This window comes from Kaistia defluvii, assembly GCF_026343955.1.
GTDB classification, from domain to species: Bacteria; Pseudomonadota; Alphaproteobacteria; order Rhizobiales; family Kaistiaceae; genus Kaistia; species Kaistia defluvii.
On record NZ_JAPKNI010000004.1, the window covers coordinates 315,490 to 331,042 of the forward strand.

General features: G+C 61.1%; 16 protein-coding genes. 1 reads left to right on the plus strand and 15 read right to left on the minus strand.

The annotated features are described in order from the left end of the window. Nucleotides 1-140 precede the first annotated feature (140 nt). From OSH10_RS12470 to OSH10_RS12540, 15 genes are all read right to left on the minus strand, one after another. Entirely contained in the window at nt 141-1,115 is a 975-nt protein-coding gene (locus OSH10_RS12470; protein ID WP_193603370.1) for an FAD:protein FMN transferase, read from the minus strand. Between the two features lie 4 nt (nt 1,116-1,119). Continuing rightward, nucleotides 1,120-2,340, minus strand: a complete 1,221-nt coding sequence (nqrF, locus tag OSH10_RS12475; RefSeq protein WP_112585291.1) for an NADH:ubiquinone reductase (Na(+)-transporting) subunit F — start codon at nt 2,338-2,340, stop codon at nt 1,120-1,122. Next, the gene (gene nqrE / locus OSH10_RS12480; RefSeq protein WP_112585289.1) at nt 2,337-2,939 is read right to left on the minus strand and encodes an NADH:ubiquinone reductase (Na(+)-transporting) subunit E; all 603 of its coding nucleotides are present in this window, start codon (nt 2,937-2,939) and stop codon (nt 2,337-2,339) included. The genes nqrF and nqrE overlap by 4 nt, the downstream gene beginning before the upstream one ends. After that, a complete protein-coding gene (locus OSH10_RS12485; RefSeq protein ID WP_112585287.1) occupies nt 2,936-3,595 on the minus strand; it encodes an NADH:ubiquinone reductase (Na(+)-transporting) subunit D in 660 nt (219 codons plus the stop codon). Before OSH10_RS12485 ends, nqrE begins: the two co-directional genes overlap by 4 nt. Further along, the gene (gene nqrC, locus OSH10_RS12490; RefSeq protein WP_112585285.1) at nt 3,592-4,410 is read right to left on the minus strand and encodes an NADH:ubiquinone reductase (Na(+)-transporting) subunit C; all 819 of its coding nucleotides are present in this window, start codon (nt 4,408-4,410) and stop codon (nt 3,592-3,594) included. The genes OSH10_RS12485 and nqrC overlap by 4 nt, the downstream gene beginning before the upstream one ends. Further along, complete coding sequence (locus OSH10_RS12495; RefSeq protein WP_112585283.1) at nt 4,403-5,209, minus strand: RnfABCDGE type electron transport complex subunit D; 807 nt, start codon at nt 5,207-5,209, stop codon at nt 4,403-4,405. The genes nqrC and OSH10_RS12495 overlap by 8 nt, the downstream gene beginning before the upstream one ends. Then, nucleotides 5,206-6,447 (minus strand): hypothetical protein, encoded by a 1,242-nt coding sequence (locus OSH10_RS12500; protein ID WP_235906887.1) that lies wholly within the window; start codon nt 6,445-6,447, stop codon nt 5,206-5,208. Before OSH10_RS12500 ends, OSH10_RS12495 begins: the two co-directional genes overlap by 4 nt. A 240-nt stretch (nt 6,448-6,687) precedes the next feature. Next, nucleotides 6,688-7,209: a DUF1269 domain-containing protein gene (locus tag OSH10_RS12505; RefSeq protein WP_077548383.1), complete on the minus strand. Its 522-nt coding sequence runs from the start codon at nt 7,207-7,209 to the stop codon at nt 6,688-6,690. Nucleotides 7,210-7,282: 73 nt separating this feature from the next. After that, nucleotides 7,283-8,131, minus strand: coding sequence for a universal stress protein (locus OSH10_RS12510; protein ID WP_266332097.1), 849 nt, complete (start codon nt 8,129-8,131; stop codon nt 7,283-7,285). 311 nt (nt 8,132-8,442) lie between these two features. Beyond that, entirely contained in the window at nt 8,443-9,045 is a 603-nt protein-coding gene (locus tag OSH10_RS12515; RefSeq protein WP_113731582.1) for an HdeD family acid-resistance protein, read from the minus strand. A 37-nt stretch (nt 9,046-9,082) separates the two neighbouring features. Next, complete coding sequence (locus OSH10_RS12520; RefSeq protein ID WP_113731581.1) at nt 9,083-10,201, minus strand: alpha/beta hydrolase; 1,119 nt, start codon at nt 10,199-10,201, stop codon at nt 9,083-9,085. A gap of 145 nt (nt 10,202-10,346) precedes the next feature. Then, nucleotides 10,347-10,526 carry a hypothetical protein gene (locus OSH10_RS12525; protein ID WP_077548379.1) on the minus strand — a complete coding sequence of 60 codons (180 nt, stop codon included), beginning with the start codon at nt 10,524-10,526 and terminating at the stop codon, nt 10,347-10,349. 3 nt (nt 10,527-10,529) lie between these two features. Continuing rightward, nucleotides 10,530-11,705: an acetate/propionate family kinase gene (locus tag OSH10_RS12530; RefSeq protein ID WP_077548378.1), complete on the minus strand. Its 1,176-nt coding sequence runs from the start codon at nt 11,703-11,705 to the stop codon at nt 10,530-10,532. Then, entirely contained in the window at nt 11,702-13,117 is a 1,416-nt protein-coding gene (locus tag OSH10_RS12535; protein ID WP_112585275.1) for a bifunctional enoyl-CoA hydratase/phosphate acetyltransferase, read from the minus strand. Before OSH10_RS12535 ends, OSH10_RS12530 begins: the two co-directional genes overlap by 4 nt. Nucleotides 13,118-13,292: 175 nt before the next feature. Next, nucleotides 13,293-13,907, minus strand: coding sequence for a TetR/AcrR family transcriptional regulator (locus OSH10_RS12540; protein WP_266332099.1), 615 nt, complete (start codon nt 13,905-13,907; stop codon nt 13,293-13,295). A 231-nt stretch (nt 13,908-14,138) separates the two neighbouring features. Here OSH10_RS12540 and gltS point away from each other — a divergent pair, with 231 nt between their 5' ends. Beyond that, entirely contained in the window at nt 14,139-15,335 is a 1,197-nt protein-coding gene (gltS, locus tag OSH10_RS12545) for a sodium/glutamate symporter (protein ID WP_077548375.1), read from the plus strand. Nucleotides 15,336-15,553 lie beyond the last annotated feature (218 nt).

Sequence of the window (15,553 nt, forward strand, 5' to 3'; positions counted from 1 at the left end):
TCGCACGCTTGGCACTTGCCGCCGCAGGCCGCGCCACCGCACGATCCTTTCAGTGGCGCGCGGCCGGCAAGAAGGCCGGCGGACAGCGCCAGCATGGCGACCCCGGTCAGAAGAATGGCGGCGATAACCGTCTGCATGTCTCATGCCCTCCCGTGATCGACGAAGAGCCTGTTGGCTCTGACTTCGAGGCCGTCCGGGTTTCGCAGCAGATAAAGCACGGGCAGACGATTGGCGGTGGCGAAGGCAAGGCCGCGTTCGGACCCCATCACCAGAAGCGCTGTCGCAAATGCATCGGCCTCCAGCGCCGTCGGGGCCAGGACGGAAACCGAGGCAACGCTGTTGTGAACCGGCTCGCGGGTGGCGGGGTCGATCGTATGACTGTAGCGGCGGCCGGCAATCTCATAGGCGTTGATGGCGTCACCCGAGGTGGCCATCGCCATGTCTGTCAAGGGAAGTGCCGTATGGATGCCCGTGCGTAGCGGATCTGCAATGCCCACGCGCCAGGGAGCGCCGTCAGGTCTCCGGCCGCGGGCAGAGACTTCACCTCCCACCTCGATCAGGAAACCAAGCACGCCCTGCGCAGCCAGGTGTTCTGCAAGCCGGTCCACGGCGTAGCCCTTGGCAATGCCGCACAGATCGAGCGACAGTTCCGGCTCCGCCTTGGATAGGCCTTCGGCGCCGAGGGCAAAAGCGATATGAGGACCGGATTGCCCCGATGCGATCGGCCCGAAACCGTAACGATGGACATCTGGCCCGACGCCCGGATCGAACGCGCCATCGGTCAACCGCGCGATCTCCAGGGCTTTGCCAGCGACGGTTCTAAATGGAACGGAGACTGCGAACGGTGCAGTGCTCGAGCGATGGTTGAATTGAGAAAGCTCAGAATCGGCGCGAAACGGGCTCATCGACTGATCGATCCCCGCCAGTATTTTTCGCAGGTCCGCACCAAGCCCACCGGCATCGGCGTCAGCGGGTACGGTGACCTGCCAGCTCGTGCCGAAGGCGCGACCGGAGATGCGCACCAAATCGCCAGCATCGGCCCACGCGAATGACGCCATGGACATCAGTCCAGCCAGGCCACCCAGTCCAAGCAAAATGTCGCGCCGAGTCTTCATGCTCCTAGATCCCGAAATCGTCATTGAAGATGCTTTCGCGTTCGACGCCGCATTCATCGAGCATCGCGTAGACGGCTTCGATCATCAGTGGCGGTCCGCACAGGTAATATTCGCAGTCCTCCGGCGCCGAGTGATCCTTGAGATAGGCCTTGAAGACGACGTCGTGGACGAAGCCCGTCTCGCCTTCCCAGGCGTCGTTACGGGCAGGCTCCGATAGAGCCGGCACCCAGCGGAAATTCTGGTAGCGTCGCGCAAGCTCATCGAATTCTTCGGCGTAGAACAGTTCACCCCGGCTGCGCGCGCCATACCAGAAGCTGATCTTGCGCCGGCTTCCCTGCCGTTCAAGCATGTCCGTTATGATGGCACGTAAGGGGGCCATACCGACGCCGCCGCCGATGAAGACCATTTCGCGCTCGCTGTCCTGAGCCCCGAAGTGACCGTAAGGACCGGCAACTTCGACGGCGTCGCCTTCGCGCAGCCCGAACAGCCACGACGAAACGATGCCGGGAGACGCCTGCGGTTTGGCAGGCGGCGGCGTGGCCAGACGGATGTTGAGAACGATCAGGCCAGCATCACGGGGCCGGCTGGCGACAGAATAGGCGCGAGAGACCGACTGGGAGCTCTGTGACGAGAGCTTGTCTATGCCGAGCTTCTTCCATTCGGCGGCGTGCTGCGGCTCCAGCGCGATGTCGGAAAAGTCGAGGCGGTAGGCAGGTGCCGTGACCTGAACGAAATTGCCCGCGCGAAAGTCGAATTGCGCACCCTCCGGCAGGGCGAGCACGATTTCCTTGATCAGCGGTGTGACGCTGCGCGATGACGCCACGCGGCATTGCATCGTGGTGATGCCGAGGACCTCGTCCGGCACGGTGACAGCGACATCGTTTCGCACGACGATCTGGCAGGCGAGGCGCGTTCCCGCCCGAACGTCGGCAGGCGAAAGTCGAGCGCGCTCCGTCGGCAGCGGGTCGCCTGTTCCCGAAACCCCGCTCACCCGGCACAAGCCGCAAGTTCCGGCGCCCGCGCAACCCGAGGGTACGGCGACGCCGTTGGCGTTAAGGATGTCGAGCAGTTTGAAGTTAGCCAAAGCCGCGATCTCGCGCTTACCATTGACGGTGACCGCGACAGGCCGTGACGGCAGCAGATAGTCCCGGACCGTATGGACAAGAGCTGCAAGTACGACGAGCAGCACGGAAATGAAGCCGATGCCGAGCAGGATCTCCGTCATAGCACGCGCACTCCCACGAAAGCGGAGAACGCCATCGACAGAAGGCCCGTGACGATGAAGGCGATGCCGAGGCCCTGCAAGCCTTCGGGAACGTTGGCGTAGCGCAATCGCTCGCGGACCGCCGCCAGCGTGACGATCGCAAGCGCCCAGCCGATGCCTGTGCCGACGCCGTAGACCGTGCTTTCGGCAAGGTCATATTGCCGCTCGACCATGAACAGGCTGCCGCCGATGATGGCGCAGTTGATGGCGAGAAGCGGTAGGTAGATGCCAAGCGCGCTATAAAGAGCGGGCACGTAGCGATCGAGCAGCATTTCGATGATCTGCACCATCGCCGCGACGATGCCGATGAAGGTGATGAGCCGCATGAAGCCGAGATCGACATCCGGCAGGCCGGCCCAGCCGAGTGCACCTGCGCTGAGAACATGGGCATGCAGCAGATAGTTCAAGGGGACGCTGATCGACTGCACCACGATCAGCGCCACGCCCACGCCGAATGCCGTTTCCACGCGCTTGGAGACGGCGAGGAAGGTGCACATGCCGAGGAAGAAGGACAGCGCCAGATTCTCTTCGAAAATGGAGCGCTGGAACAGTTCGATCATGTCTCCGCCGCCCTTTCCTGCTCGCGCAGCTCGAACTCGGGCGCTTCCGTCTGGGCCGGTCGCAGGCTGCGAACGGCCCAGACGAGAAGCCCCAGAATGATGAAGGCGCTCGGTGCGAGCAGCATCAGGCGCAGCGGCTGATACCAGCCGCCGTCGGCGACCAGCGGCAGCACGCCGATGCCGAACAGGCTGCCCGAGCCGAACAGTTCGCGGATCGCCGCGACCGTCAGCAGGACGAGGCTGTAGCCCAGCCCGTTGCCGACGCCGTCCACCATGCTGGGTAACACTGGATTGTGCAGCGCATAGGCTTCGGTGCGGCCGAGCACGATACAGTTGGTCGCGATCAGCGACACGAACACCGTCAGCCGCTGGCTCATCTCATAGGCAAAGGCCTGCAGAAACTGGTCGGCGACGATGACCAGGGAGGCGATGATGGTGATCTGCAGGATGATGCGGACGGAGGACGGGATATGGCGGCGGATCGCGCTGATGATGCCGGCCGAAAGGCCGAGCACGACGGTCAGGGCGATCGACATGGTGAGAGCGGTCGACATCGATGTCGTGACCGCGAGCGCCGAGCAGATGCCGAGAATGTGCACGGTGACAGGGTTCTTGTCGACGAGAGGGTCGGTCAGGTTGCGGAAGGCGATCGTCACCGGATTTCTCCTTTCTTCAATTTGTCGAGGAAAGGTCCAAAGCCGTGCTCGCTCATCCAGAATTCGAGCATGTCGGAGATCGCATAGCCGGTGACGCTGGCCCCGGAGATGCCGTCGACCTCGTAGGGGCCGCTGGCATTTCCGCGCACCACGGAAATAGCGAAATCGCCATCGTCGAAGATGCGCTTGCCCGCCCATTGCGCCTGCCAGCCATCCTCGGCGATACGAGCGCCGAGGCCCGGCGTTTCTCCCTGTTCGTAGACAGTGAAGGCGGCGACCGTGTCGAGATCGGCTTCCAGCGCCAGATAGGCGCGGATGGTCGACTGATATCCCGCGCCGCGAACCGGAAGCACGACGAGCGCGAGATCGTCGCCGCGGCGCAGAAGGTAGACGAGCGCGTGATTCTCACGGCGGCCGAGACCCGCGAGGTCGTCCGCGCGTGGTACGGTCGTGCTTCTTTCAGTATCCGCCGCCGCGGCGCGCTGATCGAAGCTCGCCGGGTCGATATCGGCGGCGACCGTTCCGCTGGCGAGGTCGATGACGAGTGTTTCGACGCCGCTCGCGCCGGATTCCTTTAATATCTCGCCGATCCCGGGCAGGTTCTCCAGCATTGCGACCATGCGGCCCTGTTGCTGGGCGGCGATATTGGCCTGCTGGATCGGACGCAGGGTGACAGTCGCGACCGAGACGGTCACGCCGCAGCCGATGGCCACCAGCAGCGACATGCCGATCGTCTTGACGCGATCGGTGTTCGGCCGGTCCAGAAAGCCGCGCCAGAGACCTGATCGACGGCTGCCGGGAGGGGTATCAGCCATATCGCCTCGCCCTCCGTTTCACATGGACGGTCACGACCAGGAAGTCGATCAACGGCGCAAAGATGCTGCTCATCAGGATGGCGAAGATCGCGGCTCCGAAAGCCGAGCCGGCCTGCGAGAAAAGGCCGATGAGCAGGCCGGTCAAGATCCCCTGTGCCCAGCGGCCGGGATTGGTGGCGGCGGAGCAGACCGGATCTGCCGCCAGGAAAAGGATAGCGCAGCCGATGGCGCCCGAGAGCAGGAGAGACGCGACGTCCTGACCCTGCATCCAGCTGGACAAGACCATTGCACCGACAATGGCAAGCAGCAGACGCCATGACGCCTGCCCGCTGAGGAGCAGGAGAAGCGCTGCCGGCGCCAGGGCGGCGACAGGAATGTCGGGACCAGTCCGATAATCGAAATCGGTGAAGGAGAACATCAGGAAAGCCAGTGCCGCGACTGCCGGATGCACGAAATTGCGTCCGCGTCCGCCAAACACCTGTTCGGCGATCACCACGCCGAAGCTGATCCCCAGAGCCAGTTGCCAAAGCGGCGCGTCGACAGGAACGAGGAGCGCGATCAGGGTGGCGGTGATTATGCCGTCGAGCCCGATCCCGATGCCTCGCACGCGGGCGAAAACAAACTGCCAGCCGACCGTCACGACGAGAGCCAGCAATAGCCGTATGGCGAAGGCTGAACCGGCGAAGGAAAGTATGAGCGCAACCGGCGCAATCAGGCCCAGAAGCGCGGGCATAACCGCGCTGGCCAATGGGATATGTGCGAAGCGCCCGGCGCGCAAATCCTGCAGAAAAGCGGTCATATCGCCTTCTCCAGCTCATCGAGCGTCGCCCTCAGCAAGGCTCCGTAATCCGTGCCGGAACCGTCGACATGGCCGAGCAGGGCGAGGTCTTCCTCGACGATCTCCAGCGCCCCGAGTTTCGCGGCCGCTTCCACATCGCCGGTGCTGATAGCGCGCAGAAACGGCGCAGGCAGGATCCCGCAGGGTGCGGCCCGCTCATGGACGGCGTTGGGGATAAGCGGCGCAGGAAACCGCTCACCGGATGAGGTAAGGTAACGGGCGACGAAGGAGCGGCGGGCTGGATGTCCGTGCGGCATGGCAGTGGCCTGCACGTCATAGCGCCGCAGGAAGTGCTCGACCATGCCGCAGAGTGGGGAGCCTGACAACAACTGGACTGCGGGGCTCACGAGCGTGCCCTCGAACAGATCGCGCAGATTGGCTCCTGGAGGCACAAGAGCCAGACGCGGCGTGCGGGTTCCCGGGCCCGTCAGCGCGACGACGCGCTGCGTCCAGATCCGGCCCGTATCCAGAAGACAGCCGATCGCGATCACATCCTGATAGCCGATATGCCAGACCATCCGGGTGGCATCGACAGGGTGAATGTGATGGATATGCGTTCCTGCAAGTCCTGCCGGATGCCTGCCGGAGAAGGCGACCGATTTGGTGCCGTCCACCACAGGTAGCGACGCATCATTGCCATGACAGATGTAAACCGGGCCGTCGGTGAGGTGGCACAGCGCCGCGGCACCCAAACGGAACCATGTTTCGAAGCGTTTTATGACCGGCGCCGGATCGCCCGCCAGCGGCGCCGTGTCCATGGCGGTGAGGAAGATCGCGTCGGGGATTTTTGCGGGATCGGCGATCCGCCCGAACGGGCGAGTGCGAAAGGACTGCCAGCAACCGCTCGTCATCAGAAGCGACTGCATTGCTTCTCGATCCGGCTGCGCGGGCCGGTCGAATCGGATGCCATCATCCCCATCAATATCGATGACGATCGAATCGAGGCTTCTGCGCCGGCCATGTGAGATTGCCCGGACCGTTCCGGAAAGGGGGGCAGTGTAGCTAAGGTCGGGGCGTCGACGGTCCGTAAAAAGCCGCTGCCCCGCTAGCACGCATTGCCCTTCCGCGACGTCGAAGATGGGGCGCAGGTCAGGATAGTCATCGCCAAGAAGCGCAGCCGAGCGAACCGCAACTTCTTCGTCGATCGTCTCTGCCGGTTTGCCTTCCCACCGAAGATCGATGCCGCCTTTTACCCTCACCTGCAATACTGACGCCCCTCCGATTATGTTCAACTCAACCCGGTTTCGCCCGAAACATTGACGGCCTCCGATAAGATTATGGAGGTCGACGGCAGTGCCATTGATTATGATCAATTTGCAAAGCGATCTGGGTAACTGTGATATGCGCTATAGGTCGTATCGCTGCAGGTACCTTTATCTGCGATCAACCGAGCGGCGCGGGCTCGGTTGATCGTTCACGACAGGGCCGTTCAATATCCGTCAGGAGCCTGTAACCGTTTGCGAAAGTGCGGCTCGCAATTTCTCTTCCTGTTCCGGCGAAAGCGACGTCTTGAGTACACGACCGCGCAACCCCTCGAACTCCGCCAGCACCTTTTCCGGCTGCACCTTTCGGACAAGCACGAACAATGCCGAGGAGTTGTTCGGGATCGTTTCGCCAAGAGATTTGATGAACGTGTCGTCGATGCCATAGTCAGCGAGCGAGCCGGACAAGGCGCCAACACCAGCCCCCGTCAGGCCACCGATGGCGATGCCGGCAAGCGGATTGAGGAACAAAAGCCCCACCAGACCGCCCCACAACGTGCCCGACAGCAGGCCTGACGCCGCCCCAAGGGTTGTCAGATTAAGGCTCTGCTTGAGATGAACCTTGCCTTCGCCGTCACGAACGACGACGACGGCATCCTCCAGATCGACCAGATACTCTTTTCTCAGGGCGGCGAGTTTGAGAAGCACCTTGTCGGCTTCATCAACCGTATCGAAACCGACGACTATCAGATCGGACATGCTTTGTTCTCCTGTGTTGTCATCACTTTTTCCGTAGCTTCCCGGGCCACCTGCCCTGCCCAGCGATAAGTCTTTATCGCGAGAGAAAGATCGGGACTGTCGGGTTGGCCAGAATGGTACGAGTTGCGCTACCGAAAACGAATTCGGTGATCCGGGACTGCCCGTAGGCGCCCATGACCATCATATCGGCACCAAGCTCTTCTGCCCGGGATAGTATAAGATCACCGGCATTGTCGCCTTCCAGGCGATCAAGCGTGACCTTGATCCCGTGGCGCGCCAGATGGAGAGAAATATCGCTTCCGGGGTCTTCCCCCAGAAGCCGCGCGACCTTGGGCTCGGGAACAACAACAACGTGGACGGCGCGAGCAGTAGCGAGGAATGCCATTGAATCAGCTATGGCGCGGGCCGCTTCCCGGCTGGCATTCCATCCGATCACGATCGTTTCGGGGATGGCGCTGTCACTTGGCCAGGTGGCAGGCAAAAGGATCGAGGGTCGACCGGAGGCAAAAATGATGTCCTCAGAAACCGTAAGGGCTGTCTCCGCACGGGCCGGATCTCGCCCCGTTCCGACGATGGCCAGAGAGGCATGCCGGGCGTGCAACATGAGCGCTTCGCCCGTTTCATGAGAACATATCCGCAGTTCGCAGTTCACACCGCTGGCGGAGGCAATCTCCGAAAAGAGCTTCCGAAGCTGCTCTTCGGCGTCGTGTCGGCGCTTCTCGAAAGCGGTTATCATGCTGTTGATCGCAGCCCCTCGGGCGAAGCCATGCGAGGGAGTTGCGATCAAATCTTCCGGCACAAAAGCAACAACGACGTGTGCATCCCATACACGTGCAAGTGAAACAGCATAATCGATATAGACCCGACAGACAGAAGTTTCCGCTGTGTCGATATAAACGACGATATCTTTTGGCGTATTCATTCCATCTCCCCGTGCCCGCCTGCTTGACCAACCTAACGATCGGTTATCATTAGTCAACAGTTGATGATAAGACTGATGGAGATATGTCCCTGGGCTCAGTTCCAGCCTGCATTCAATCCCTGCGCGATCGCGACAGGTGACCGGATGAGGTCTCCTCGGGCCTGATGCCTTCTGGCGCCTCAATCTCCTTTGTCGGTTGAGGCTCTGCGACTGTGCTCGGAGCAGGCCACTCACAATTCGTCTGAGGTTTCTGCACCCGGCGCTTCTTCCGCACCTCCACAGTGAACGGCTTTACTTGTTTCATGACGACCTCAGGCTCCGTGTCGTTTATCGATGATCTCGCTTGAAGTCGGCGGTCGCCGCAGTGCAAGCGCCAATGCACTCAGGCCGCAACCGGTGATCAGCAGATCGATCGCCAGCAGGGCGCCGATGATCCAGAGGCTGTTGACGGGCCAGCCGATCAGAATGACCATTGAAACGAGCACGGTGGTGGCGCCTGCCGCAACCAGCCAGCTCCAACCCGAAACAGGTCGGACCGCCAGACCTGCGGCAAATCTGACAATGCCTGCGACCAGCAGGCTGAGCGCCATGAGCAGCGTGAGGACGCTGGATGCCAATACCGGATTCCAAAATGTGACAAGGCCCGCCGACACATACAACGCGCCGATTGCGATCAACCCGAGCAAATGGCTCCGACGCTTCATCTGAACGGCGAAGACGATATGCGCCGCACCGGCCAGCAGCATCGTAACGCCCACAAAAAGCACCGAAACGACTGTCGCCAGCAGAAGATTGGACAGGGCGGCAAACGCAATCAAGAGAAGTGCTATGCCTGCGGCCAACAGCCACTGCCATCGCGACCGTAACAGTCGCAGATCGGTGGAATCGAGCATTCTGAAGTTCATGGTCGTCATGGGTTTTTCCTCCTGGAACTGCGGGTGTTCACGCGTGTCAGTTGCCGCCGACGATCTTGCCAGCCAGTATGAACGGGCTTGAAAGAACCGCACCGGCGGAATTGAACACGAAAGCTCCGGCTTGCCTGATGTTTTGCGGGTCGCCAGCGCCATTGCGAGCCGAGAGTTTCGGATAAAGCGCGGCGAGACCGACAAAACGATTGTGTCTGAAGCTATCGGAGGCCTCGACGTCCGATATATCGATCACCTGTACATTCGCCTTGCGCGTTGCCTCCTCGATTTTAGGATCCGTCACGTCGATCCTGCCCAGACGCTGACGTTCGGTAGATAGAAGTTCCGACACCTGCAGTGCCCTGTCGTCCCTGGACACAAGGATGGTCATGGGCGGGTTGAGTGGCCCTATCGCCGCCAATTGCGCTTCAAACACGTCAACGTCGATGTCTGGCGCCGCGAGCACCACCTGCAGTCGGCGGATGACCGCATCCTTGCCTGTAAGCCGAAGCTGGCGCACCGCTTCCGTCGTCAGCCATCCTCCCATGCTGTGGCCGACGAGCGTGATCGGTCCCTGCGTCTGCTTGGCTGCAAGCGTGGTGAGCAGATCCGCCAACTGGTCGCGCGAAAACGTCACCGCATCCTTATCCGCGACGTAGCCGCTCAGAGCCCCTTCGGACGGCCAGGCAAACAGAATCGGAGCGGCGCCAGTGCCGGCATCCGCTGCCATTTGTGCGACGCGATAGACGGCCTCGGTGAAATTGGTGTTGTAGCCATGCACAAACACGCCAACGCTTGGCGGTTTGTCATCGCGTTTGCGCGTGACTTCGGCCTCGAATGTCACCGCGTCGAGGAGCTGCTGGTCTACGGTGACGAAGTCCGTCTTCGGGTTCGGCTTCGATTTCGGCCACTCGACATTGCCGGCCTTGTGACCCGGCGGGATAGATATCCTGTAGCGGATGTAGCTGACCTCACGGCTGCGCCCGGTCGTGTAGACACCGGCCGCGTCGCGCTTTCGCGTGGTTGCGACATAGACGGTAGTCAGCTTCGCCCCCTGGACGGTTTCAGCCGTTTGGGCAAGCAGTTCCGGGCCCGGACGCCCGGCACAGGCTGAAAGCAGGCTTGTCAGGAGAAGAAATACAAGTCGAAGACTGAATTCACGCATTTACTGAAACCAAACAATGTCTAGTGCTGTGGAACCATCGCGCCTTTCGGAACAACAGCGTTCAGGCCTGCCGCCGCTAAAGGCGGCGTCAGTATTTTCGGGGCACCAGATTGTCCCATCCGGCCAGGCCGTGATGTGGAACCCGTTATCGGCGTAGACAACCGAACCGGGGAGCTGCGAGCCGCGCCATCCGGATGAAGGAATGGCAGGACACATCCATGGCCAATGCAAAGCCCTCGGCCGCGCAGCCGGCAGCAATCGACGCTTCGTTGGCGATGCCGACCACAAGGCCACGTATTCCGGACAGACCGATAGTCGCAGTCATTAATCAGCCTCCCAGAACGCTTGAGGCTTCGGCAGCGATCACCTGTTCCTCGTCGGTTGGGATCACGAGCACGGCGAGGCGGCTTGCCGGGCTGCTGATGACTGTCCGGTTCTCAGCGTTCGCGGCCGGGTCGAGATCGATGCCGAGCCACATCAGGCGGGTGCAGATATCGGCCCTGATCGCCGGCTGGTGCTCGCCGATACCGGCCGTGAACACCAACGCGTCGAGCCCGCCGAGCGTCGAGGCAAGTCGCGAGACTTCACCTGCGACACTGAAGCAGAACAGTTCGATCGCTTCCTTCGCTTCCGGCTCTTCACTTTCCAGAAGCGCGCGGCTGTCAGCACTGATGCCGGAGACCCCCAGTAGACCCGACTGGTGATAGAGGAGGTCCTCGATGTCGCTGAGATCGCGACCGGATCTTGCCAGATGCAGCACCACTCCGGCGTCGAGCGCTCCGCAGCGTGTTGCCATCGGCACACCGTCGAGCGTCGAAAACCCCATGCTGGTGTCGCGGCTGGCACCGTTGCACATGGCGCAGAGGCTGGCACCGGACCCCAGATGGGCGACGACGACCTTGCCCGCCGCATGCTCCGGCCAGTTGCGGGCCAGTTCCCCCGCTATCGATCGATAGGAAAGCCCGTGAAAGCCATAACGTTTGATGCCTTCCTCGTGGAGCGCCCTTGGCAATGCGAAGCGTCGCGCGACCTCGGACATGGTGCGATGGAAGGCAGTGTCGAAAGAGGCGGTCTGCCTGAGCTCCGGTCGGAGGCGCGTGATCGCACGGATGAGGCGCAGCGCCTGGGGCTGATGCAGCGGTGCAAGCGGTACGAGCGCCTCCATCTGCGCCATCAGCCGATCATCGATCAGGACGGCACCATCGAACAGATCGCCGCCGTGCACGATACGGTGGCCGATCGCCATGACGCCGGACATGTCGTAATGCCACGAGAGGCGGCCGAAGGCCTCGCTCAAGACATCGTCCAATTCCTCCGCGGCTTCGGCTTCCAGTTCGATGTCGAAGCGATCCGGCCCCTCGGAAAGCTCGAAGCGCAACGGCGTCTTGCGAAAGTCGATCATACCCTTGCCGATGCGTGTGAGCGCACCTTCGGAACGGGTAAAGAGGCCGATCTTGACCGTGGACGAGCCGGCGTTGAAGGTGACAAGCAGTTGCTCGCTCATGGCGTTGCTCCGGTTTGCGGCGCCTGGTTGCGAGCGACGAGGAGCCTTGCGAGCGTTGCCGAGGCGATGCGCGCCGAAAGCGGATCCGAGCGGCTGGTCAGCACGATCGGCACGCGAGCGCCGAGCACGATCCCGGCCGCCGTCGCCCCCGCGAAATAGATCAGTTGCTTGGCAAGCATATTGCCCGCCTCCAGGTCCGGCACGAGCAGAACATCGGCCTCGCCCGCAACCGGCGAGACGATCCCTTTTGTCCTCGCCGCCTCGATATTGATCGCATTGTCGAATGCAAGTGGGCCATCGACGCGCCCGCCGGTGATCTGGCCACGCGCCGCCATTACCGTCAGCGCCGCGGCATCCAAGGTCGACGGCATCTTCGCATTGACGGTCTCGACGGCTGCGAGCACGGCAACGCGCGGCTCCTCGACGCCAAGCGCCCGGAGAAGATCGATGGCGTTCTGGCAGATATCGCGTTTCTGATCGAGCGTCGGCTGGATGTTGATCGCCGCATCGGTAACGATCAGCGGCTTGTCGTAAGCCGGGACATCGAGCGCGAAGACATGGCTGATGCGCCGTTCGGTTCTCAACCCGGAACCGGTCGCGATGACAGCGCCCAGAAGTTCATCGGTATGCAGGCTGCCCTTGACAAGAACCGCGACCTCACCAGCGACAGCAAGCTCCACCGCGCGTGCGGCCGCCGCGTGGCTATGGGCAACATCTTCGATTGCCATATCACCAAGATCGACCTTCGCAGCATCAGCAGCAGCACGGATCTTCGCGACCGGTCCGACCAGCAGCGGCTCGAACAGGCCCTGCTGGCGAACCTCGACTGCGGCCAGGATCGCGCCGGCAGAACAGGGGTGAACGACAGCGGCCCGCACCGGGGGCAGGCTGCGCGCTTCCGCGACGAAGGATTCGTACCGGCTCGCAGATGCCGAGGCCGTGGAGCCAGAGATGGAAGCAGCCTCGGTCCATTCGATGGATTGTTCGGGTGCAAGAACTGTCGCCGTCCCGGTCAAAACAAGCTCACCTTTTTGATTGAAGCAAGTCGTTTCCAGCGCGACCATGCGCGTTTCGGTGTTCTTCTGCCTCACCTTCACGCTTGCCGTGATCGTGTCGCCTGCGGCGACGGGTTTCACGAAGCGGAAGTCCTGCCCGAGATAGATCGTCCCGGGCCCCGGGAATCTTGTGCCGAGGACGAGCGAAACGAGCGCTCCGGTCCAGAGGCCGTTGGCGACGATCTCGTTGAAGAGCGTCGTCGCTTCTGGCGCCGCATCGCAAGAAGCCGGCCAACTCCCGCCAGCCATGGCAGTCAGCAGATCGATATCGTTACGCCCAGCAACACGGGTGAGGCTCGCGGTATCGCCGACCTTGAGATCGGCGAAGGTATGGTTTCTCAGCAAATTGTCCGCCATCGCGCCCTCACTTCTGGAACACATAGGTGCCGGGCGAAGCCGCGATGGGAGGGAGACCCTCCAGTCATCCGTGCCCTCAGCGCCTCGCGCGTCCGATCGATGGTGCGATAGACCTCTGTGCCCAAAGTTTTGTCAGAGATTTGCGTTGCCTCAACGTCCAACCTGCTCAAATCATTCATTGTCGCTCCCGACTGATCGGTAGGGTTGCTGTTGTCTGGCATTCCTTGTCATCGTTCATAAGAAACTCGACGACCTGGGATATCAGGATCGCGAGTTCGTGATCCTTGCCGCTCTTCTGGAGGGCTGACGTGCCGATAACGTCACGAAGGATGCTGACACCGGCCAGGAGAGCGGCGATCATTGACGCGCGCGGCTCGGACACGAGCTGACATTTGGACGCGAACGGCTTGACGAAGCCTTCGTCGATGAGCTCACGAAAGACCCGCGCAGCTTCGGGGCTGGAAAAGGATCGAGCGAGGATGTCGAATGGCCGGATCTCGTTGGCGCCCTTGTCGGCGAGGACGTCCTTTGCCAGTGTCATATGCAACTCGCTCGCCTCTCCGACCAGCCAGACCTTCGGGCGAAGCATCGCCCTGACGGCCTCCCGGAAAAGCTTCTCCTTCGACCCGAAGGATCGATGCACGTAAGCCATGTCGACGCCGACATCGGAGGCAATGTCACGAAGCCCTGTCTCTTCGTAGGAATGTGAGGAGAAGCGCAGGATCGCGGCCTTGAGGATGCGGTCACGCGTTGTGTCTTCCACGACCGGGCGGATAAGTCTGTTGGGCATAATCTCTCCAGATTGACGGTTGAAAGGTTTATCGGCATAAGTGTGGTTAGTCAACAGCGGATGACTTCCCTTTGGCTAACGCTGGAATGGTCTGTTCGTTCCATTCCTGCAAACTCGGAGTACTCACGCCGAATTACTTGGCGGGGATCCGATTCATAGCAATCCTGTTCGGCAGTAACGATCCAAGCGTCGCAACGCCGTCTATCACTTCGCGTCCAATGTCAGGTCAAGATGGAAATCGATGCTTTCTACACATTCACCATTGCTATCACGCTTTTGTTGGTGGGCAAGATCGTCACCGTGAAGACGCCGCTCCTGCGAAAATACTCCATTCCGGAACCCGTGGTTGGAGGACTTCTCTGCACGGTCGTCGTCGCTCTCTTCTATGCGGCGTTCGATAGACGGATCACTTTCGATCTCCAGATGCGTGACTTCCTTTTACTGCTATTCTTTGCCGGTGTCGGATTGAAGGCGGATGTCAAGACATTGCTTGCAGGCGGTCGCCCGCTAGCCATTCTGCTCTCGCTCGCAATCGCCTTCATCCTCATTCAAAATCTCACCGGCGTGGGCATGGCCACGGTCTTCGGCCTTGAAGCGAGGGCCGGACTGATGGTGGGATCAATTTCGCTGACGGGCGGGATCGGTACGACGCTCGCCTGGGCGCCAATTTTCATCGAAAGGCTTGGCATCCCGAATGCTATGGAACTTGGCGTCGCGGCCAACACCATCGGATTGATCGCAGCTTGCATGATCGGCGGCCCGGTCGCTGCTTACCTGATCAAGCGCCATAGCGTCGTCCCTACCCATTCCGCGGAACTCGACATAGGCGCTTCCAATGATGGCCGGCAATCCGGGCTGGATTATTTCTGTGTCCTTTGGGCGCTCCTCGCCCTGAACCTGGCTCTGATTCTCGGTCTCGGCATCAGTCACATTCTCGCTCTCACCGGTCTCAATCTTCCAGGCTTCGTAAGCTGCCTCATGGCCGGGATCGTCATCCGGAACCTCATGCCGATTGCTGTCAGTTCCAGGGTGCTCAGACTATGGCCCGGCGTGGATGACGGCCTTGCTCTGATATCAGACCTTGCGCTCGGCCTTTTTCTGACGATGGCATTGATGGGCCTTCAGCTCTGGCAGCTCAACGGCGTCTTCATATTCGTTGCCTGCGCCCTGGCCGTTCAAATCGCACTCGCGATCATCTTCACGATCGTCGTCGTATTCCGTCTTATGGGACGCGACTACGAGGCCGTGGTGATATCAGCCGGCTTCGGCGGGATAGCTCTCGGGTCGACGGCGACCGCGATCGCCAACATGACTGCGGTCACCCAGCAACATGGCGCGTCGCATCGCGCCTTTGTCGTTGTGCCTCTGGTATGCGGCTTCTTCATTGATATCGTCAATGCCTTAATCATCTCGGCTTTCGTCGGCTGATGAAACCGTTTCGTTTCGTCATGGCTGCAGCGACGACATGGTTCACGGTGTCGTCACCCGACGAGATACGAAGCCGGCAACCGGCACGCCGTGGTATTACAGCCTTGACCATTGACATGCCTGTCATCAGGTGATGATATGTTCTGAATTTCAAATCACGCGCTGATGATACTGGGGCAAATAGCAGTTCTTCACGCAAACACTCAGGTGGGCAATGA

Excerpts from the sequence above, each read along its gene's own strand:
- OSH10_RS12470 (WP_193603370.1), bottom strand. The coding sequence starts at position 1,115 with ATGAAGACTCGGCGCGACATTTTGCTTGGACTGGGTGGCCTGGCTGGA.
- nqrF (WP_112585291.1), bottom strand. The coding sequence starts at position 2,340 with ATGACGGAGATCCTGCTCGGCATCGGCTTCATTTCCGTGCTGCTCGTC.
- nqrE (WP_112585289.1), bottom strand. The coding sequence starts at position 2,939 with ATGATCGAACTGTTCCAGCGCTCCATTTTCGAAGAGAATCTGGCGCTG.
- nqrC (WP_112585285.1), bottom strand. The coding sequence starts at position 4,410 with ATGGCTGATACCCCTCCCGGCAGCCGTCGATCAGGTCTCTGGCGCGGC.
- OSH10_RS12495 (WP_112585283.1), bottom strand. The coding sequence starts at position 5,209 with ATGACCGCTTTTCTGCAGGATTTGCGCGCCGGGCGCTTCGCACATATC.
- OSH10_RS12505 (WP_077548383.1), bottom strand. The coding sequence starts at position 7,209 with ATGTCCGATCTGATAGTCGTCGGTTTCGATACGGTTGATGAAGCCGAC.
- OSH10_RS12510 (WP_266332097.1), bottom strand. The coding sequence starts at position 8,131 with ATGAATACGCCAAAAGATATCGTCGTTTATATCGACACAGCGGAAACT.
- OSH10_RS12515 (WP_113731582.1), bottom strand. The coding sequence starts at position 9,045 with ATGACGACCATGAACTTCAGAATGCTCGATTCCACCGATCTGCGACTG.
- OSH10_RS12520 (WP_113731581.1), bottom strand. The coding sequence starts at position 10,201 with ATGCGTGAATTCAGTCTTCGACTTGTATTTCTTCTCCTGACAAGCCTG.
- OSH10_RS12525 (WP_077548379.1), bottom strand. The coding sequence starts at position 10,526 with ATGACTGCGACTATCGGTCTGTCCGGAATACGTGGCCTTGTGGTCGGC.
- OSH10_RS12530 (WP_077548378.1), bottom strand. The coding sequence starts at position 11,705 with ATGAGCGAGCAACTGCTTGTCACCTTCAACGCCGGCTCGTCCACGGTC.
- OSH10_RS12535 (WP_112585275.1), bottom strand. The coding sequence starts at position 13,117 with ATGGCGGACAATTTGCTGAGAAACCATACCTTCGCCGATCTCAAGGTC.
- OSH10_RS12540 (WP_266332099.1), bottom strand. The coding sequence starts at position 13,907 with ATGCCCAACAGACTTATCCGCCCGGTCGTGGAAGACACAACGCGTGAC.
- gltS (WP_077548375.1), top strand. The coding sequence starts at position 14,139 with ATGGAAATCGATGCTTTCTACACATTCACCATTGCTATCACGCTTTTG.